This window comes from Pseudomonas sp. NPDC089428 (assembly GCF_044749325.1).
GTDB lineage: Bacteria > Pseudomonadota > Gammaproteobacteria > Pseudomonadales > Pseudomonadaceae > Aquipseudomonas.
In genome coordinates this window covers 458,253-477,697 of the sequence record NZ_JBIVHT010000002.1, presented here as the reverse complement: position 1 = coordinate 477,697, position 19,445 = coordinate 458,253, and the positions used below count along the sequence as shown (strand labels likewise).

General features: G+C 59.1%; 18 protein-coding genes. 8 read left to right on the top strand and 10 right to left on the bottom strand.

The genetic code is table 11. From position 1 onward, the window contains the following. Nucleotides 1-428: 428 nt before the first annotated feature. The 3 genes from ACIPZ5_RS05540 to ACIPZ5_RS05530 form a co-directional block, all read right to left on the bottom strand. Nucleotides 429-2,192 (bottom strand): UvrD-helicase domain-containing protein, encoded by a 1,764-nt coding sequence (locus ACIPZ5_RS05540; protein WP_400807145.1) that lies wholly within the window; start codon nt 2,190-2,192, stop codon nt 429-431. Continuing rightward, nucleotides 2,189-4,093: an ATP-dependent nuclease gene (locus tag ACIPZ5_RS05535; RefSeq protein ID WP_400807143.1), complete on the bottom strand. Its 1,905-nt coding sequence runs from the start codon at nt 4,091-4,093 to the stop codon at nt 2,189-2,191. Before ACIPZ5_RS05535 ends, ACIPZ5_RS05540 begins: the two co-directional genes overlap by 4 nt. 474 nt (nt 4,094-4,567) lie before the next feature. After that, a complete protein-coding gene (locus ACIPZ5_RS05530) occupies nt 4,568-5,002 on the bottom strand; it encodes a DoxX family protein (protein WP_261942109.1) in 435 nt (144 codons plus the stop codon). Nucleotides 5,003-5,328: 326 nt separating this feature from the next. Here ACIPZ5_RS05530 and ACIPZ5_RS05525 point away from each other — a divergent pair, with 326 nt between their 5' ends. Both ACIPZ5_RS05525 and ACIPZ5_RS05520 read left to right on the top strand, forming a co-directional pair. Further along, on the top strand, nt 5,329-6,627 hold the full coding sequence (locus ACIPZ5_RS05525; protein WP_343594588.1) for an MFS transporter: 1,299 nt from the start codon (nt 5,329-5,331) through the stop codon (nt 6,625-6,627). Further along, nucleotides 6,624-7,394, top strand: a complete 771-nt coding sequence (locus ACIPZ5_RS05520; RefSeq protein ID WP_313712212.1) for a substrate-binding domain-containing protein — start codon at nt 6,624-6,626, stop codon at nt 7,392-7,394. The genes ACIPZ5_RS05525 and ACIPZ5_RS05520 overlap by 4 nt, the downstream gene beginning before the upstream one ends. Here the strand turns inward: ACIPZ5_RS05520 and ACIPZ5_RS05515 are convergent. Beyond that, nucleotides 7,380-8,288, bottom strand: a complete 909-nt coding sequence (locus ACIPZ5_RS05515) for a LysR family transcriptional regulator (RefSeq protein ID WP_261942106.1) — start codon at nt 8,286-8,288, stop codon at nt 7,380-7,382. The genes ACIPZ5_RS05520 and ACIPZ5_RS05515 overlap by 15 nt on opposite strands. A 73-nt stretch (nt 8,289-8,361) precedes the next feature. Then, nucleotides 8,362-9,762, bottom strand: a complete 1,401-nt coding sequence (gene lpdA, locus ACIPZ5_RS05510; RefSeq protein WP_400807138.1) for a dihydrolipoyl dehydrogenase — start codon at nt 9,760-9,762, stop codon at nt 8,362-8,364. Nucleotides 9,763-9,970: 208 nt separating this feature from the next. On the opposite strand from lpdA, the gene cfaB reads away from it, so the two are divergent. Continuing rightward, nucleotides 9,971-11,155, top strand: coding sequence for a C17 cyclopropane fatty acid synthase CfaB (gene cfaB, locus ACIPZ5_RS05505; RefSeq protein WP_343594585.1), 1,185 nt, complete (start codon nt 9,971-9,973; stop codon nt 11,153-11,155). Nucleotides 11,156-11,202: 47 nt separating this feature from the next. Here cfaB and cls read toward each other — a convergent pair whose 3' ends face one another. Next, nucleotides 11,203-12,642 carry a cardiolipin synthase gene (gene cls, locus ACIPZ5_RS05500; protein ID WP_400807136.1) on the bottom strand — a complete coding sequence of 480 codons (1,440 nt, stop codon included), beginning with the start codon at nt 12,640-12,642 and terminating at the stop codon, nt 11,203-11,205. A 130-nt stretch (nt 12,643-12,772) separates the two neighbouring features. Here cls and ACIPZ5_RS05495 point away from each other — a divergent pair, with 130 nt between their 5' ends. Continuing rightward, nucleotides 12,773-13,300 carry a DUF3617 domain-containing protein gene (locus ACIPZ5_RS05495; protein WP_283723433.1) on the top strand — a complete coding sequence of 176 codons (528 nt, stop codon included), beginning with the start codon at nt 12,773-12,775 and terminating at the stop codon, nt 13,298-13,300. A 3-nt stretch (nt 13,301-13,303) separates the two neighbouring features. Here ACIPZ5_RS05495 and folE2 read toward each other — a convergent pair whose 3' ends face one another. Next, a complete protein-coding gene (gene folE2, locus ACIPZ5_RS05490) occupies nt 13,304-14,191 on the bottom strand; it encodes a GTP cyclohydrolase FolE2 (RefSeq protein WP_400807133.1) in 888 nt (295 codons plus the stop codon). Nucleotides 14,192-14,212: 21 nt separating this feature from the next. Then, complete coding sequence (locus tag ACIPZ5_RS05485; protein ID WP_343594580.1) at nt 14,213-14,593, bottom strand: glutamine synthetase; 381 nt, start codon at nt 14,591-14,593, stop codon at nt 14,213-14,215. Between the two features lie 112 nt (nt 14,594-14,705). On the opposite strand from ACIPZ5_RS05485, the gene zigA reads away from it, so the two are divergent. From zigA to ACIPZ5_RS05470, 3 genes are read left to right on the top strand one after another with little or no spacing between them, the layout of a single operon-like run. Further along, the gene (zigA, locus tag ACIPZ5_RS05480; RefSeq protein ID WP_400807130.1) at nt 14,706-15,914 is read left to right on the top strand and encodes a zinc metallochaperone GTPase ZigA; all 1,209 of its coding nucleotides are present in this window, start codon (nt 14,706-14,708) and stop codon (nt 15,912-15,914) included. After that, nucleotides 15,911-16,537, top strand: a complete 627-nt coding sequence (locus tag ACIPZ5_RS05475) for a DUF1826 domain-containing protein (RefSeq protein ID WP_343594576.1) — start codon at nt 15,911-15,913, stop codon at nt 16,535-16,537. The genes zigA and ACIPZ5_RS05475 overlap by 4 nt, the downstream gene beginning before the upstream one ends. Before the next feature lie 39 nt (nt 16,538-16,576). Then, on the top strand, nt 16,577-17,548 hold the full coding sequence (locus tag ACIPZ5_RS05470; protein WP_400807128.1) for a CobW family GTP-binding protein: 972 nt from the start codon (nt 16,577-16,579) through the stop codon (nt 17,546-17,548). Nucleotides 17,549-17,574: 26 nt separating this feature from the next. Here ACIPZ5_RS05470 and ACIPZ5_RS05465 read toward each other — a convergent pair whose 3' ends face one another. Next, nucleotides 17,575-17,967 carry a DUF3301 domain-containing protein gene (locus tag ACIPZ5_RS05465; protein ID WP_400807126.1) on the bottom strand — a complete coding sequence of 131 codons (393 nt, stop codon included), beginning with the start codon at nt 17,965-17,967 and terminating at the stop codon, nt 17,575-17,577. Nucleotides 17,968-18,087: 120 nt separating this feature from the next. Between ACIPZ5_RS05465 and pdxY the strand changes: the two genes are divergently transcribed. Continuing rightward, the gene (gene pdxY / locus ACIPZ5_RS05460; RefSeq protein WP_343594570.1) at nt 18,088-18,960 is read left to right on the top strand and encodes a pyridoxal kinase PdxY; all 873 of its coding nucleotides are present in this window, start codon (nt 18,088-18,090) and stop codon (nt 18,958-18,960) included. On the opposite strand, the gene ACIPZ5_RS05455 is transcribed toward pdxY, so the two are convergent. After that, nucleotides 18,957-19,442, bottom strand: a complete 486-nt coding sequence (locus tag ACIPZ5_RS05455; protein ID WP_261942095.1) for an acyl-CoA thioesterase — start codon at nt 19,440-19,442, stop codon at nt 18,957-18,959. The two genes, pdxY and ACIPZ5_RS05455, sit on opposite strands and share 4 nt — an antisense overlap. Nucleotides 19,443-19,445 lie beyond the last annotated feature (3 nt).

Genomic DNA, 19,445 nt, shown 5'->3' with positions numbered 1-19,445 from the left:
GATCGTCGTCCAAAGTCATTTCAACGAGGTTTGGTGAATCTCCAGTGTCATCTCTGTGAGGCCGGCCACCGCCATGCATCAGATCTTGATTGACACGCGTGCCGCCTTGGATAACCTTGCAATTGAGGGCTGCAACTGCGCATTTGTCGGGCCTGGGTACCAGCATGAGCCCCCCCGCAATTTTGGCAGCAGAGGAAGCTGGTTCCTCTGAAGTAGTGACGGCGGGCATTGCCGGTCGGATTCTGAACCCAAGGTCGCCGACTGGGAGCTAAAGGATCGCTGCGACTACTCCTTATCTCTTACCAAAAAGGCACTCGTCGGTCGTGAAGGGTCGCCGGGTCTGAATCTTCGGACGTTTGTGGTTTTCATAAAGCACCTGATAGCTTGAGTGTGATGAGCCCGCGGGACAACAGTGAGAAAGGGGGTATTCACTCGACCGTTGGGTCGTTTTTTAAGTGTTTACCCGCCTTATCGGCTGGCACCTCTGTGAAGCCAGCCTTGATGAGGTCCTCTCGCACTTCGCCTAAGCAACTGTCTGGAACGGCCAGCCAGAAAAGGTTTTTCGCTCTTGTCAGTGCCACATAGCCGATGCGGCCGTCCTCTGTCCCTGTGCCGCCCAGCATTGCGCGGATGTTGGCCTTGGTCGCGACGTAGAGCACGGCGCCTATGGATTCGCCTTTAACCTGGTGAACCGTTTCAACTCTTAAGCCATGCTCCTTCTGTTCATCGGCTTCGGCGCCAGTGAGCGGGCTGTCATTCAAGCGCTTCTTGGCCATCACGTTTCCGAAAGTGGCAATCGTTTTAAGCGCGAATTGTTGGTCAATTTTCGCGAGCAATTCGCGCAGATTAGCTAAGAGCTTCGGATGCCACTCCGTGCTAGCTTGCAGCGAAGAGGATGGAACTCCCGTCTCGGCATCTCGGACAAATGCCCACAATAATCGCCTGAGCCTCAGCAGCCGCTCTTCGTGAGGCGAACCCTGTAGCGTAGAGCTGAGGCCATGCGGAGCATCGTCGATAAGGCTAACCACTGCGCTGCACACCAGGCGGAAAGCATCTCTCAACCGACCCTGTTGGTCACGGGCAAGTGAAGCCTCCGCGAACAGCTTCACCGTACCTTGTCCTGGAGCCGTTGGCTTCCCTGCAAGCTTCGCGGCTCGATCGGTTCCTCTGCTTAGAATGACTGAATCTGAAGCCTCAATGCCCAACTCACTGAAGCGAGCCTTGAACGCCGTTATGAGATTGGGAATTCGGGTGCCCTTGTACCCAATAAAAAACGCACCGCCTTGGTCAGCTTCCCTGTCTGGCTCATCGTTGCGGCCGCAAAGCCGGTTGGCAATATCTATGATGGGAGGGAGGGAGCGGTAGTTGCGGGTAAGCTTGAAGTCTTGCACTCCCGGGCGGTCGGCATAGGTTTTCAAAAACATGCCATCGGCGCCGGCGAAAGCGAAGATGCCTTGGTTAACGTCACCGATCAATGAAACCTGGGCGCCCGCATTGATCAGCTGCTCAAGGATTGCCTGATGCATCGACCCCAGGTCCTGCGATTCATCTACCAGAATCTGGGGGTAGCGAGTGACGAGCGCTCGCAGAATTGCAGGTTGTTGAATCAACGTTCGATAGACCCAATAGCGCCCCAACTCATGGGTATACGCGCCAGTACGCCCTAGCTTCTCTATAAGCGCTCTGGCCTTCCCGCGGTCAAGCTTTTCGACGCCAGCATGTGTTTCGATGAAAAACACTGCTTTTCCAGCCTCTACGCCCACTTGCAGATCTTTAAGCGGGATAGGGCGCTCCTTCTCCTGCTCATTCCTCCAGTACTGGAAGCTGTTCAAGAAGGGTTCTGATCCTGACACTAGATAAGCGGCTTGCGAGGCGCCCATGGATCGGAAGGCATGGGGACGTAGAACATGCTGAGTGAAGAAGCCATCCAATGTGTCCACCTCTACGCGCTTACGATTGGCGTCGTCTGGTAGCCCTGAAGCGAGCTGCGCGTAGCCTTTGTTGAAGGTGTTCACAGCGACATTGGAAAACGACAGCAGCAAGACCCGTCCGCGGTGATCTGCGAGCTTTTCCCGAATCGCGATGAGTCTGCGGATTGCCGTGGCAGTTTTTCCGCTACCGGCGCAAGCGGTAACGGCCATGGCCTGTAATGGCGCGTGGATCACTGCCTTTTGCTCATCGGACAATTTCATAGTTTGCCCGCTCCTTGGCAAACATGCTTGATCGCCTGCTCAAGGTACGCAGGAACTTTGCACCCAGGTGTCAGGGAAATCTGCTCGGCGAGCGCTTGACCGAAACGGCCTTTCTGAACGTTGCTACGGCTGTCCTTGCGCTCGAACATACCGCGGAACAGCGCCTTCGCTTTCGCAGTGTTGTCTGGTGCAGCGTCTACGATTTTACGCAGCGCCTTTGAGATATTCGGATGAAACTCAGCCAATGCTTTCAGCATTGCGTCTCGATTTTCCTCATGCAGAGCAAGGTCATACTCAAGGGTCTTAACGCCGTGGTGCACTTTTACATACTGGTCTTCGGACGCCTTCATCTTCAACGTGTTGCTCGATACCTGAATGGCTTCGCCTAGCCCAGGATAGACAGCCTTGCGCTTGACCTTTTTCTTCTTCCCGTCGCCATCACCGGCCCTCAAGTCAGCAGGCTCTTCGATTTCTTCTTCGTTTTGTGCGTCGGTCTCTTCAAGATAGGCCGCCTCTGCGAGTAGCTCCTCCGCGACCTCCGGGTCTGTCAGTTCTGCTCCCGCTAATTCAGCTATCTCTTCCTCTTCAAACGGGTCGGCATCTGTGACCACAGACACAGGTATACGCAGTCCTTTCTCACCGAACAGTGGGAGGAACGAGTCGAAGTTAAGACCCTCGACGCTGATGAGGCTGATGCCGTAATCCTTCAAATCGAAACCCAGCCGTTTCGCGAGAGCGTCCACCAGCATGAGCTCGGCGGCGCCTTCGACGAAAATGACGCGACGGGCGAAAAATAGCTCTGCCCGGGTCACGTCCAGGTAGCGTTCGAGCTTCTCTCGCTTACCCTTTTCGAACTGGACATCGCGAGGGAAGAAAGTCTCTACTCCTGCATCGTTCTCGACCAAGCACACCAGGGACTGGAGCTTTGAATTGCTGGCGAAGTTTGGCGAGTGGCTGGTGACGAACAATTGCACAGGCTTTTCACCTTCATTCGTAGGAATGCCTGCCAGGTAGCTCAACAGCACGCGCTGCAGTTGGGGGTGCAGATGCGCTTCCGGCTCCTCGACAATCAAGCTACGGTAAGCAGCATCTGGATTTTTGGCCAGCTCGCTCAGCACCACGGCCATGAAAATCAGATTGTTGAAACCAAGGCCGTTCTGCTCAATTTCCATTGACTCCGCTGTCATGGAAAGGCGAGCAGAAAGACGCTGGAAATCTGTTGCACTGAGCCCCACGGCAAGCACTTGCGCCAACTGCTCACCCATCATGGCGCCGTGGCGCGCTGAGATCGCGGCATGGGTGCTTTTGATCGAGTCATTCTGCTGCAACTGGTCATCTAGCTCTTTCAGCGCGGTGTTGATTGCCTCTCGGCCTTGCTCATCGGTCAGTAGGTGGAGCAATCGAGCCAGCTGGCTGTTGCGGCTGGGGCGAAGTCCCTGAGCGGCATCCCGCAGAGGCTGAAGATAGACCCCACGCAGGTTTTCCATCATGTCCGAAGTAAGAGCAATGTCCTGGTGATCTCCGCACCATCGTTTAACCCTGAAGCGACCAGATTGATCGGCATCGGTGTAGAGGACATGGACGTGCGCTTCCATAGAGTTGTCATCTGAGGGTTTCAGGGCCGCGATAAAGTCTGCCTCGTCATCGTGGCTCAGATCTTTGAAAACAAAATGGAAGCTGATGTCTCCACCTGGTTCACCCTCAAGGGGGCGGTGGCGATCGGCAATATCAAGACGTGGGTACGGCTCTTCATGCCCGGCCAGAAGCGTCCGCAGCGCATCGACAACGGCGCTTTTTCCCACGTTGTTGGGCCCGACCAGAACGTTCAACCCGGGCTGAAATTTCAGTGTTGTGTCACGCAGCTTGCGGAAGTTTTTTATGGTGAGTTCAGCGAGGTACATGAAGATCTCCATCCTTGATTTGCGGATGGAATCTCATTCGGAGTGGGATGTGCAATAGGGGTGTGGTCAAGCCCTCGCCGAATAAACGCGGAGCGTTTGAGGGCATCAAGCTTTAGATAGAAAATAGACTGCCGAGCAATCTAGAAAAGTCATAAAAATCAGTTGTTTATGTTCATGTACAGGTTTTTTTGTCTGGATGCTCGGCTCGATACCTAGGAGTCGCGGGCTGTGACAGGTTGGCGAGAATGTCAGAAAGGTCCACAGCCTGCGTTCCGTAAGGCACTGAAAAATACAGTCTTTATTGAGGAAAACTAGAAATATGGCTACTTTGCGGTCGCGCAGTGAACGGATTGTCGCAAGCGCGGCTCCGACAAGTACAGCGCACGCCTGGAAGGTGGTCATAATCCTTTAGGAGCGGCTAATGAAAAGCCCCGGCTAATAGCCGGGGCTTTTCATTTGTGCGATCAGTATGGTTCAAGCTGCTTTCAGCACAGTCTTCCCTGCCGCCCGTGCTTTGATGTTGCCGATCAACGCATCCACGCTCAATGCACCCCCGCCGAACGCTGCAATCTGCAACAGGCCGCCTGCGATTGAGATGTTCTTGAAGAAGTTGATGAACTGCCCTTGGTCCGCCAGGTTGTTGTGGAAGGCGAAGGCTGCCATCACGGTGAAGAGCGCCATGACCACCGCGACGATGCGGGTTTGAAAGCCGATGATCAAAAGCGCTGCCAGTCCGAGTTCAACACCCAGTGCGGCCAGGTAGCTCAGTACCGGGAAGGGCAGGCCGCTCGATTCGATATAGGCAATGGTGCCCTCAGGCGAAGTCAGCTTGCTGAAGCCGCTGAGCAGGAAGAGCACCGCCAGCAACACACGACCGACGACTGCAGTTGTACCTTTGAAATTGTTCATCTTGTAGCTCCTGATACTTGAGTTCGAATGGCTCACCGCGCTGTGCCCGGTGGCGTTGTCTGCGGTATGGGGCCATTCTGAAGCGCAATATCAGCCAAGACAATTAGGCTAGAAAGTGAATTATTGTTCCGTAAATTGGGACAATTTGGTCAGCTCTTTTTACGCCTAATCGTGCGCATCCACTGCTCAGGAAAACGGAGCACGGCCCTCATTGATCTCATCAGCGCATCAATTAATGAAAAATGAACGATTATCCCAAGCGTCGCTTTCGACGATCATGCTGGAAATAAGCACTTACAATTATTAAGAAACGCTGGAGATCCACCATGAGTCTGCCATCAAGCTCGGCGTCCGAGGGCAAGTCCAAGGCCGGAATGGTCTTCCGGGTAACGTCCGGAAACTTCCTCGAACAGTTCGACTTCTTCCTGTTCGGCTTCTATGCCACGCACATCGCGGGGGCCTTCTTCCCTGCCTCCAATGAATTCGCCTCGTTGATGATGACCTTCGCCGTGTTCGGTGCAGGCTTCCTCATGCGCCCGCTGGGTGCGGTGATCCTGGGTGCCTACATTGATGACGTGGGCCGGCGCAAAGGACTGATCGTCACCCTGGCGATCATGGCCAGCGGTACCTTGCTGATCGTGCTGGTGCCCGGCTACGCCAGCATCGGGCTATTGGCCCCGGCGCTGGTGCTGATCGGGCGCTTGCTGCAAGGGTTCTCGGCCGGTGCCGAGTTGGGTGGCGTGTCGGTATATCTGGCGGAAATGGCAACGCCCGGACACAAGGGCTTCTATGCCAGCTGGCAGTCCGCCAGCCAGCAGGTGGCGATCGTCGTCGCCGCAGCCCTGGGCTTTGCTCTGAATGAATGGTTGACTGCCGCCGAAATCGCCCAATGGGGCTGGCGTGTGCCATTTGCTGTGGGCTGCATGATCATCCCGGTGATCTTCCTGCTGCGGCGCAGCCTGCAGGAGACCGAGGAGTTCGCCGCTCGCGAGCATCGTCCGACCATGAAACAGGTGTTGTCCACGCTTGCCGCGAACTCCGCAGTGGTGCTGTTCGGCATGCTGATGGTGGCCATGACCACCACCGCCTTCTACATGATCACGGTTTATGCACCGACCTTCGGCAAGACCGTACTGCAACTGAGTACTGGCGATGCGCTGCTGGTGACCTTGCTGACCGCGGTGTCGAACTTCATCTGGCTGCCTATCGGCGGCGCTCTCAGCGACCGCCTCGGGCGCAAGCCGCTGCTGCTGGCCATGTCGCTGCTGACCTTGATCACCGCTTACCCGGCGCTGACCTACCTGGCTCAATCGCCTACCTTTGGCCACATGCTGGAAGTGCTGCTGTGGTTCTCGTTCCTGTACGGCATGTACAACGGTGCGATGATCCCGGCGCTGACTGAAATCATGCCGGTGGAAGTCCGTGTGGCAGGTTTCTCCCTGGCCTATAGCCTGGCGACCGCCTTGTTCGGCGGTTTCACCCCGGCCATCTCGACCTGGATGATCCACGTCACCAACGACAAGGCCGCTCCGGCCTACTGGATGATGTTCGCCGCGCTCTGTGCGTTCGTCGCCACCTGGATGCTCTACCGTCGCCTGGCCAACCGCGCAGCGGTGATCGCATGAGGGCTTCGTTGAAAGCGTTGCTGGCCGCTACCTTGTTCGCCGGCTGCAGCCTTGCCCAGGCCGCCGAACTGACCGTGATGACCTCGGGCGGCTTCACTGCCGCCTACAAGCAGCTGGGGCCGAAGTATGCAGCGCAGAGCGGCGATACGCTGGTCACCGTGCTGGGCCCCTCCATGGGCAAGGCACCTGAGGCGATACCCAACCGCCTCGCTCGGGGCGAGCATGCCGATGTGGTGATCATGGTCGGCTATGCGCTGGACGAACTGATCCGCCAGGGCAAGGTGGACCCGGCTTCACGCGTGGAGCTGGCTGATTCGCGCATCGGCATGGTGGTCAAGCAGGGCCAGGCCAAGCCTGATATCGCCACTCCCGATCAGCTGAAACAGACACTGCTGGCGGCAAAATCGGTGGCCTATTCGGACAGCGCCAGTGGCGTGTATATCGAGAAGGAGCTGTACAAGAAGCTGGGTATCGAGAACCAGCTGGTCGGTAAGAGCACGATGGTGGAGCGTATTCCGGTGGCGTCGCAGGTGGCTCAGGGCACCTATGAGCTTGGCTTCCAGCAGGTTGCCGAATTGTTGCCAGTGCCGGGTGTCACCTTCGTGGGCAAGATTCCGGAAAACCTGCAGTCGGTGACCCGCTTCGCCGGCGGTATTCCGAAAGGCGCCGAGCATCCGGCCGAAGCGAAACAGCTGCTGGATTACCTGGCTTCGCCTACCGTGCAGCCTGATGTGCGGGCCACCGGGCTGGATTCAGTCGCCCGGTAACACCCCGGGCAGTTCGCGAATCAACCTGACCATCTCAAGCGCCGCAGGTGTCAATGTGCGCCCGCGGCGCTTGAGCAGGCCCATCTTGCGGCTGACCTGCGGTTCGACCAGTGCAATGCTGGCGAGGATCGGATGCGGCGTCAGCGGCAGGGCGATCGATGGCACCGCCGCGATACCCAGCCCCGCTTCGATCAGGCCAAGCAGGGTGGTTACATGCCTGGCTTCGCAAACACTCTCCTTGCTGACCTGCATCCCGGCCAGCGCCCGATCCAGTACCAGGCGGTTGCCAGACGACTTGCCCAGGCTGATGTAGTCATGTTCGTAGGCTTGTGCCCAGGTCACCTCGTCGAGCTTGGCCAGCGGATGGTCCTGGCGGCAGGCAATGACGTAGCGCTCCTCGAGCAAGTCGCTGAACTCGATTTCTGGTGCGAGGTTGCCGGTGAAACTCAGGCCGAAGTCCGCTTCGCCGGAGGCCACGGCGGCACTGACTTCGTTGGCGGAGGCGTCGTACAGGTTGATCCGGACTTTCGGGTACTGCGCATGGAAGGCACGAATCGCATGGGGCATGAAGTAATACGCGGCAGATGGCACGCAGGCGATGGTCAGGGTACCGGTGCGCAGCGAGCCACCATCGCCGACGCTCAGCAGCGCCAGGTCCAGGTCGTCCAGCAGCCGCTCGACCTGGGGCAGGAACGCCCGCCCGACATTGGTCAGCGACACCTTGCGCGTGGTGCGTTCGAGCAGCTTCACGCCCAGTGCCGACTCAAGTTTTTCGATGCGCCGGCTCAACGCTGACTGGGTGATGCGGATGGTGTCGGCGGCGCGGCGGAAGCTGCCTTGCTCGACGACAGCGCGGAAAGCTTGCAGGTCATTCAGATCGAAGTTGATGCTCAACCGGTGGCTCCGCTGGTTTGATCGAAAGCGTGCATCAATGGTATTTCGAAAAAACCGGCGGAGCCAGCGGGGGTCAGATCTGCATGGCCATGCCGTGCACGTTCATCGCTGCCTGGCGCAGGGCTTCGGAGCGGGTTGGGTGCGGGTGGCAGATCAGGGCGATGTCTTCAGCCGAGGCGGCGAACTCCATGGCCACGCAGAACTCGCCAATCATCTCGCTGACACTCGGACCGACCAGGTGCACGCCGAGCACTTCATCGGTGTTGGCATCGGCGATGACCTTGGCGAAGCCTTCGGTCTCGTGGTTGATCTTGGCGCGGCTGTTGGCGGTGAAGGGAAACTTGCCGACCTTGTAGGCGCGGCCTTCGGCCTTCAACTGCTCTTCGGTCTTGCCGACGGTAGCCAGTTCCGGACGGGTGTAGATCACGCCTGGGATCAGGTTGTAGTTCACTTCATGCGGTTTGCCGGCGATACGCTCGATGCAGGCGACCGCTTCGTCTTCAGCCTTGTGCGCCAGCATCGGGCCGGAGGTGACGTCGCCGATCACCCACACACCTGGCACCGAGGTACGGTGGTGGTCGTTGCTCAGCATGCCGCGCTTGTCGGTTTCCAGCCCTACGCTCTCAAGGTTAAGGCCCTTGGTATAAGGACGACGGCCGATCGCGACCAGCACGTAGTCAGCCTGCAGGGTTTCGGCGGCACCGCCAGCGGCCGGTTCGAGGGTCAGGCTGACACCGTCGGCTTCACTCTTGGCCTGGGTGACCTTGCTGCCCAGCTTGAAGGCCATGCCTTGCTTGGCCAGGGCTTTCTGCAGGGTCTTGGCGGTTTCTTCATCAGTGCCTGGGCAGATGCGGTCGAGGTACTCGATGACGGTGACCTGTGCACCAAGCCGGCGCCATACCGAACCCAGCTCCAGGCCGATGACGCCCGCGCCGATCACCACCAGGTGCTTGGGTACCTGTGGCAGGGCCAGGGCACCGGTGGAGTCGATGATGCGCTGGTTGTCGATGGTCACGCCGGGCAGGGGAGTGGGCTCGGAGCCAGTGGCGATGACGATGTCCTTGGCCTGCAGGGCGGTCTCGTTGCCATCTTCAGCCTTGACGATGACCTTGCCGACACCATCCAGCCGGCCCCAACCTTTCAACCAGTCGACCTTGTTCTTGCGGAACAGGTATTCGATGCCCTTGGTCAGGCCGGTGACGCTCTCGTCCTTCTGTTTCATCATCTGGGCGAGGTTGAGCGTTGGCTTCACTTCGATGCCGAGATGGGCGAACTCATCGCCGCTGGCGGCTTCATAAAGCTCCGACGCGTGCAGCAATGCTTTGGACGGCATGCAACCGACGTTCAGGCAGGTGCCACCAAGGGTCGAGCGGCCTTCCACGCAGGCAACGCTGAGGCCCAGTTGGCCGGCGCGGATCGCTGCGTTGTAGCCGCCAGGGCCGCCGCCAATGATCACCACGTCATAGGATTTCATGGGTTTTGTACTCCAGATGAGGAAGCGCGAGAGGGGCATAAGGTTAAGCTGAGAAGGCTGGATTGTATACAATCTGTTGCTTTCATCAGATCAGTTGGTTCTAGACCTTGGTCTCGTTTAGAGGAAACATCCCACGAATGAACTACTCTGTTCCGGCGACGTTCGAAATTTCAGGCGTCGTGGCCTTTTAGGGATAGGAGGAGTGTTCATGCTTGCTCAACTTCCACCGGCACTGCAAAGCCTGCATCTGCCGCTGCGGCTGAAACTGTGGGATGGCAACGAGTTCGATCTTGGCCCAAGCCCGCAGGTCACCATCCTGGTGAAGGAGCCGCAGCTGATCAGCCAACTGACCCATCCGAGCATGGACCAGCTGGGCACTGCATTCGTGGAGGGCAAGCTGGAGCTGGAAGGCGATATCGGCGAAGCCATTCGGGTGTGCGACGAGCTCAGTGAAGCATTGTTGACCGACGAGGAAGACGCCCCGCCAACGCGGCTGTCCCATGACAAGAGCACAGACGCCAAGGCCATCTCCTACCACTACGATGTTTCCAATGCGTTCTATCAACTCTGGCTCGACCAGGACATGGCCTATTCCTGTGCCTACTTCCGCGAGCCAGACAACACCCTTGATCAGGCTCAACAGGACAAGTTCGACCACCTGTGTCGCAAGCTACGCCTGGATGCCGGTGATTATCTGCTCGACGTGGGCTGTGGCTGGGGCGGGCTGGCGCGTTTTGCCGCGCGCGAGTATGGCGCCAAGGTATTCGGCATCACCCTGAGCAAGGAGCAGCTCAAGCTCGGGCGCGAGCGCGTGAAGGCAGAGGGCCTGGCCGGCAAGGTTGACCTGCAGATTCTCGACTACCGCGACCTGCCTCAGGATGGCCGCTTCGACAAGGTCGTCAGCGTTGGTATGTTCGAGCATGTCGGGCACGCCAACCTGGCGCTGTATTGCCAGAAGCTGTTCGGTGCAGTCAGGGAAGGTGGCGTGGTGATGAACCACGGGATTACTGCCAAGCACGTCGATGGCCGACCGGTCGGGCGCGGTGCAGGTGAGTTCATCGACCGATACGTGTTCCCCCATGGTGAGCTGCCGCACCTGTCGATGATCACTGCGAGCATCTGTGAGGCAGGGTTGGAGGTGGTGGACGTGGAGAGCCTGCGCCTGCACTACGCCAAGACGCTGCACCACTGGAGCGAGAACCTGGAGAACCAGCTGCACAAAGCGGCAGCGCTGGTGCCGGAGAGAACCTTGCGTATCTGGCGCTTGTACCTGGCCGGCTGTGCCTATGCGTTCCAGAAGGGCTGGATCAACCTGCATCAGATTCTGGCCGTGAAGCCGTATGCCGATGGGCACCACGATCTGCCCTGGACGCGGGAAGACCTTTACCGTTGAGCTTGCTCTGAATGAAGAAGGGGCCGCATCTGCGGCCCTTTCTTCATTCAGAGAATGGGTGAAATCAGCCGCGCTATGCGCATCCCCAACTGTTGGACACGATGGGTATCGCGGCTGTCCTCGGCGGTAATCTCGCGGGCCTGCTCGAAGTCGTCCAGCAACATCGCTTCCACCTGGTCAGCGAACGGGCGGTCTACGGTCAGCAAGGTGATCTCGAAGTTGAGCCGAAACGAGCGGTTGTCCAGGTTGGCGCTGCCGATCGCACTGACCTCGTCATCCACCAGCACCACCTTCTGGTGCAGGAAGCCTGGCTGGTAGCGAAACATGCGTACCCCTGCCCGAACCGCTTCGAATGCGAACAGGCTGGACGCTGCATAGACAATCCTGTGATCGGGCCGGGACGGGATCAGCACGCGCACATCCACCCCGCGCAGCACGGCCAGGCGCAGGGCAGCGAATACAGCTTCATCCGGAATGAAGTAGGGGCTGGTGATCCATACCCGTTTTACCGCCGAGTGGATGGCTTCGATAAAGAACAGGGAACAGGTTTCCTGCGGGTCTGCCGGGCCACTGGCCAGGGCTTGGCAAAGCACGCCGTTGTCAGGGTAGGTGTCCGGCAGGATCAACGGCGGCAGCTGGCGCGTGGCCCAGTACCAGTCTTCGGCGAACGACTCTTGCAGGCAGGCCATTACCGGGCCGCTGATCTGCACATGGGTATCGCGCCAAGGTGACAGGTGCGGGTTTTTGCCGAGGTACTCATCCCCCACGTTGTGCCCACCGATGAAGCCGAGCAGGCCATCGACCACGACGATCTTGCGGTGGTTGCGGAAGTTGACCTGCAGCCGGTTGAACAAACCTCGACGGGTAGCAAAGGCGTGGATCTGCACACCACCATCACGCAACACCTGGCTGTAGCTGCTGGGCAGGGCATGGCTGCCGACCCGGTCATACAGCACGAATACCTTCACACCCTCGGCGGCCTTGCGCAGCAGCAGTTGCTGCAGGGCCTTGCCAAGGCCGTCGTCATGGATGATGAAGAACTGCACCAGCACCACTTCACGTGCTTGTTCGATAGCGGCGAATATGGCGTCGAAGGTGGCTTTGCCATTGATCAGCAGCTTCACTTGGTTATTGGCCAGGCAAGGCATTCGCCCGAGTTTCGGCATGGCGCGCAAGGCGGCGTAGCTTTCCGACTCTCTGGCAGTGAGGGCTTCCTCGACCCAGGGGCGCCAGTTGAGGTTGGCCATGGCGACGTGCATTTCCTGGTTGGCCTGGCGCCGGGCCTGGATGTAGGCGTAGAAGGAGCGCGCACCAAAAATCAGGTATGGAATGAGTGTGAAGTATGGAATGAAGAACAGTGACATGGCCCAGGCGATTGCACCTTGGGCGGTGCGCACGGTGAACACTGCATGCAACGCGGCGATCATGCCAAGCAAGTGGACCAGGCCGAGCACGTAGCCGAAGAAGTAGGGGCTGTGGTAATCCATACGCATCCTGCTTGGCGAATACACAGTGTTTAACAGAACACGTTCCATGTCCGCCTTGCAACCTGAAAGCGGATTTGGCGTCTAAGGCTGAGCCCGGCCCGTTGGCCGGTTTTTCGAGGAGCGTTCGTTCATGAAGATTCGTCTGCCACTGTTGGCTCTGGCCTTGGGCCTGAGCAGCCCACTGGTGCATGCGCAGATGTTGCAACCTGGCCTGTGGGAGCTGACTACCAGCAACATGCAGGTCGATGGCAAGCCATTACCCGACATGCAGTTCATGCTCGGGCAGTTGAAGAACCTGCCACCGGAACAGCGGGCCATGATGGAAGGTGTGTTGGCCAAGCAGGGCGTTACGATTGGCGGCAATGGCGTGCGCTCGTGCCTGACGCGTGAGCAGGTCCAGACCAACGACATTCCGCTGCAGGATCCGAAGTCCGGTTGCACGCAAAAAATCACCGACCGTACAGGCAATGTCTGGAAGTTTCAATTCAGCTGCCCGAAAGCCCAAGGCACTGGCCAGGCGACGTTCCTCAGCGACAAGGAATTCACCACGCAGGTCAACGGTACCTTCAATGCCTCGGGCGTTCAGCAGCAAGGCAGCATGAACACCCGGGCCGTATGGCTCGGCAACGACTGTGGAACAGTCAAACCCCGTACCTGAGTTTCACCACTGCCACTGACTGCTGGCTACCGCATCGTGGGCATGCAGGCTCTCTGCATGTTCCACGCGCAGTTTGAAGGCTGTCACCCACTCTAACTGCCGTAGCGACTGATGCAGTCGCCGAGCAGCGTCTTCACAGAACATCAGGTTCTGCCCATTGGCCAAGGCGAACGCCTGTTCGTCTGCGCGCTTCACTGCGGTCTGCACGGCGGTACCCAGGCTGTGCTCAATCCGGTTGATCAATTCGGTGACCGGTAATGAGGCCAGATTGTTCTGCAGGCGCACGTTGATCAGCGCTTGGCTGCGCTGGCTATGGGGCGTCGCGACGATGCCCTTGCTACTACCGAGCCATTCTAATACTGCACTGCGCTCTAGCTGTTGTTCTGCGAAATCAGCCTCAAACTGCTGTTGAATCAATTGCCTGGCCAGGGCTGCCGAGCAGGGGCAGGTTGAGGAGTAAGGCACACGCACTGATAGTTCCACGTGGAACATTTCATTTTCTATCTTCGCTTCGAGGGTAATCGGATAGCGCTTCCAGCCGGCGAGCGGGCTGACCAGAGCAGGCCGTTTCAGCAGGTGCTCGAAAGACAGGTTGAGATAAGCCGCATTGGAAAGCCCTTCGTGGCTGGCAAGGAAGTCTGCCAGAAGACGGCGTATGGCCAAGGGCGTCAATGGCTGTTGTTCAAGCGCTTCCAGCGCGAGGTACAGGCGAGACATGTGAATACCCCGCGCAGTGCCATCCACCAGGCTGACACCGGCATCAGCCATGGCCGATAGATGATGGCCGTCGAACTGGATGGGCAGGGCGATACCGCACATGCCAACCCAATCCAGCGGGGCGGTGTGCTCTTGGGGCTGTGTGGCAATGTCCGGAAGCGTCAGGCTAGTCATGGGCGATACCAGGCAAGAGGGTCAGCGACATCCGCCGACCAGGCTGCAATGCAAATTGAAACGTTGGCCGCTGGAGCTGGAAACACGATTCAAGGTGGTCCAGCCAACACGTCGGCTGTAGCCGAACCAGGCTTCACCATCGCTGGCCAGGCCGGTGAAAAACGTCAGCGCGCCGTAGCGGCTGTTGGTCTGCGACCAAAGCCGGCGTGTCGTGGTGTCAAAGCCGCGCAGGTAGAAATGGCTGCCCTCGGTGCGCACGCTGTAGTAGCTGCCATTGCCGTCCTGGCAGGCGAGCAACGTTGCGCTGCGGGTACACAGCGCCAGCGAGTTGCTCTGCGCCAATGCCAAGGCTGGCAGAGGTGTGAGAAACAGCAGCAACAGGGCAGCAGGTGACAGGCGCATTTCCATCTCCGAATGACGCTTGCGACAAGTACGACTTGGCGAAATTGTATTGTTACTTTATAACATTATGCAATGCATCGTTTCGAGTGCGTCCGCCTGAAGAGGTTTCACCATGTCCAATCGCCTCCCTGTCACCGTGCTTTCCGGCTTCCTGGGCGCCGGCAAGAGCACCTTGCTCAACCATGTGCTGCGTAATCGCGACAACCTCCGGGTCGCGGTGATCGTCAACGACATGAGTGAAATCAACATCGACGCCAGCGAAGTGCAGCGCAACGTCAGCCTCAACCGTGCCGAAGAAAAACTGGTCGAGATGAGCAACGGCTGCATCTGCTGCACTCTGCGGGAAGACCTGCTGGAGGAAGTCGCGCGGCTCGCCGAGGAAGGCCGTTTCGACTATTTACTCATCGAGTCCACGGGCATCTCGGAGCCGCTTCCGGTTGCCGAGACCTTCACCTTCCGCGATGAGCAAGGCCGCAGCCTGTCCGACATGGCGCGCCTGGACACCATGGTCACCGTGGTCGATGGCCTGAACTTCCTGCGCGATTATCAGCAAGCCGACAGCCTGGCCACCCGTGGTGAGACGCTGGGCGAAGAAGATGAGCGATCCATCAGTGACCTGTTGATCGAACAGGTCGAGTTCGCCGATGTGCTGCTGCTGAGCAAGATAGACCTGATCAGCCAGCACGAGCGCGAAGAACTCATCGCTATCCTGCGTAGCCTCAATGCCCGCGCACAGATCGTGCCGATGGTCATGGGCCAGGTGCCGCTGGCGCGGATTCTCGACACCGGGCTGTTCGACTTTGATCAGGCCGCACAGGCACCCGGTTGGCTGCAGGAACTGCGCGGTGCACATATTCCTGAAACCGAGGAGTACGGCATCGCGGCGACCACCTGGCAAGCCCGCCGGCCCCTGCACCCACAACGCTTCTTCGACTTTATCCACAACACCTGGAGCAATGGTCGGTTGCTGCGCTCCAAGGGTTTTTTCTGGCTGGCCAGCAAGTTCCAGGAAGCCGGTAGCTGGTCGCAGGCCGGCGGCATGATGCGCCATGGTCTGGCCGGGCGCTGGTGGCGTTTTGTGCCACGGGAGCATTGGCCGCAGGATGAGCAGAGCACTGCGGACATTCTCAAGCATTGGCACGCCGAAACCGGTGACTGCCGACAGGAGCTGGTATTCATCGGGCAGAACATCGACTTCGCACAGTTATCCACAGAGCTCGATGCCTGTCTGCTGAGTGATGAGGAAATGGCGCTCGGCCCGATGGCCTGGCTTCGCCTGCCGGATCCGTTCGGCCCTTGGCACGCCGAGGAAGCAGCATGAACCTGGCGCCGCGCCCTGTGGATATCCGCCAGGCGTTTGGTGAAGCGCCAAAGGTACTTACCGAGATCTTCCAGGATGGCGTGAACCTGGCCGTTTGGCAGCGCCGCCTGCCGGCCCAGGTTGAAGACTTTGCCGCCTTGGTGGTCAGCCTCGGCCAATCCCTGGCTGACCAGCGTGTACTCGATGTGAACGAGCACGAGCCGCCGCTGTTGCCGGGCTTGCTGCAGGAGGCTGCCGATCTGCATGGCTACGAGGGGTTTGTCGCCGATGTGAAGTGGCTGGTATCAGCCTACACCTGCCTGCTCGGAGCACGGCGGGTGGGGTTGCGGCTGCGGGTGCTGCAAGGGGCCATGTGCCCGCGCTTCCATGTGGATAACGTGCCCTTGCGCTTGCTGACCACTTACATCGGCCCTGGCAGCGAGTGGCTGGAAGAAGGCGCAGTACAGCGGGTAGGTCTGCATCTGGCCGCGGCGCCTGTGGATAACATTCGCCGCCTGCAGGCGGGTGAGGTGGCTGTCCTCAAAGGGGAAAAATGGCTGGGTAATGAAGGCGCGGGACTTATCCACCGCTCGCCTGCCAGCGAACAGCGGCGTCTGTTGCTCAGCCTTGACTGGCTGGCATGACGAGGCATAGTGGGGGGAAACCCGCATAGAAGCCCTGGCATGCTGCAGAACATTCCCACCCATGTCATCGCCGGCCCCTTGGGCGCCGGAAAGACCAGCCTGATCCGCCAACTGATGGCCCAGCGGCCGGCAAACGAACGCTGGGCCGTGCTGGTTAACGAGTTTGGCCAGGTCGGTCTCGATGCGGCGCTGCTCAGCCGTGATGAGGACGGTATTGCCATTGGCGAAGTGGCCGGAGGTTGCCTGTGCTGCGTAAACGGCACACCGTTCCAGGTCGGTCTGGGCCGTCTGCTGCGCAAGGCACGGCCCGATCGGCTGTTCATCGAGCCCTCCGGGCTGGGTCATCCTTTGCAACTGCTGAACCAACTGGGGCAGGCACCCTGGGTTGGGGTGCTGGCGGTGCAGCCATTGGTGATGGTGCTGGATGCTCAGGCTCTGGCGCGAGGCGAGCCATTGCCGGAGGCTCAGCAACAGGCCCTACAAGCGGCAGCGCTGGTGCTGCTGAATAAAGCCGACGCTGTGGATGAAGATATCAAGTTGTTGATAAATAAGGAGTTTTTAAATATCCACAAGGTTTGGACCAAACAGGGCTTGGTCCAACTCGATATGCTGCCTGTTTCATCCACAAGTCATATCAGTGACAGTTCTGTGAATAATTTGCCTGAGCCAAGCCTGTCCACAGCCCCTTCAGCCCTGTGGATAGATCCTGCTGTGCCGATTTGTGCAGCCCAGGAGGGTGACGGGGGTTGGAGCATAGGCTGGCGCTGGCACCCCAGTCAGCGATTCGATCCACAGCGCTTGCAGGCGTTTCTCGCAGCCTGGCCATGGAAGCGCGCCAAGGGAGTTATCCACAGCAAGGATGGCTGGCAGTCATTCAATGGTTTGGAAGGTGACTTGTCGCAGTGGCAGCCGAGCGACTGGCGCAAAGACTCACGCATCGAGCTTATCTTCAATGGACAGCAGTCTCAGTCGCTGCTGATGGATGCAATCGCCCGCTGCTTGATAAGTTAACCGGTTGGGGCTTCGCAGCCCCAACTTCAGTTGCGCCAGCGATTGTGCTCCTGACGCCACTGCTGCATCTCGATCACATTGTCAGTTCGGGGCGGCGTCTTGATCTCGAACGGGTAGGGTGCCAGTTCGATCTGTACGCTGTGGGCACCGAACTGGGTCACGGTGCCGGGGTGGCGCTGTTCGCCGGTCACGGTGAACTCGAAGGCATAAACCCGTGCCAGGCGCTTCTTGCCGTTGGCATCGCGGATGAAGGCGATGCGTTTGAGCGCAACGGCGTCATCCAGCAGCTCCAGGTCGAGCTTGGCGCAATGCTGTTTGACCCGCTCCAGGGCCTTCTCGCGCAGCCCATGGTTGTGCCATAACCAAGCGCCTGCCGTGGCCAACAACATCAGGACGAAGAGATTCTCCAGGGTCAACATTTACGTATGCTCCAAACAGGTCGAACCAGCTTAACTGCGTCCCTGGCCTGTCGTACAGGTGGCAATCGAGTTCATACTGCGCGCTGCACAATCCTTGAAACAGCTTTGGAATCCGCCCGCATGAAACGTACCCCGCATCTGCTCGCCATCCAGTCCCACGTGGTGTTCGGCCACGCCGGCAACAGTGCTGCGGTGTTCCCCATGCAGCGTATCGGGGTCAACGTCTGGCCCCTTAATACAGTACAGTTTTCCAATCACACTCAGTATGGCCAGTGGGCGGGTGAAGTGCTCGCTCCAGCTCAAATTCCTGCGTTGGTGGAAGGCATTTCCAACATCGGCGAGCTGGGTCACTGCGATGCGGTGCTTTCCGGTTACCTGGGCAGTGCCGAACAGGGCCGGGCGATACTCGCCGGCGTCGCCCGGATCAAGGCGGTAAACCCGAAGGCGTTGTACCTGTGCGACCCGGTCATGGGCCATGCGGAGAAGGGCTGTATCGTTCCGCAGGAAGTCAGTGAGTTCCTGCTCGATGAAGCCGCGGCCAAGGCAGATATCCTCTGCCCCAATCAGCTGGAACTGGACAGCTTCTGCGGCCGTCGTGCGCAATCCCTCGAGGACTGCGTGAACATGGCGCGCAGCCTGCTCGAGCGCGGCCCGCAGGTGGTGCTGGTCAAGCACCTGGCCTATCCGGGGCGTACTGAAGACATGTTCGAGATGTTGCTGGTAACCCGCGAAGAGAGCTGGCACCTGCGCCGCCCCCTGCTGGCTTTCCCGCAGCAACCGGTTGGCGTGGGTGACCTGACGTCGGGGTTGTTCCTGGCCCGCGTGCTGCTGGGCGACAGCTGGCTGCAGGCCTTCGAGTTCACCGCAGCGGCCGTACATGAAGTGCTGCAGGAAACCCAGGCCTGCGCCAGCTACGAACTGCAGCTGGTGCGGGCCCAGGATCGCATCGCTCACCCGCGCGTGCGCTTCGAGGCGCAGCGCCTGGCGTTCTAGATCGAGTCGGTTTTCAGGTCCTGGTAGCGCTTTTCCAGTTCCTGACGGATCTGGCGGCGCTGCTGGCCCTGCAGGAAGCGGCGTTTCTCTTCGCTGGTATTTGGCTGCAGTGGCGGCACCGGCACCGGGCGGCGGTTGTCATCGACCGCAACCATGGTGAAGAAGCAGCTGTTGGAATGGCGTACCGACCGTTCGCGGATGTTTTCGGTGACCACCTTGATACCCACTTCCATCGAGGTGTTGCCGGTGTAGTTGACCGATGCGAGGAAAGTGACCAGCTCGCCGACGTGCACCGGCTCGCGGAAGATCACCTGGTCGACCGACAGGGTCACCACATAGCTGCCGGCGTAGCGGCTGGCGCAGGCATAGGCCACTTCGTCGAGGTACTTGAGCAAGGTGCCGCCGTGTACGTTGCCAGAAAAGTTGGCCATGTCCGGGGTCATCAGGACGGTCATGCTCAGCTGGGCGTTTCCAGGTTCCATAGT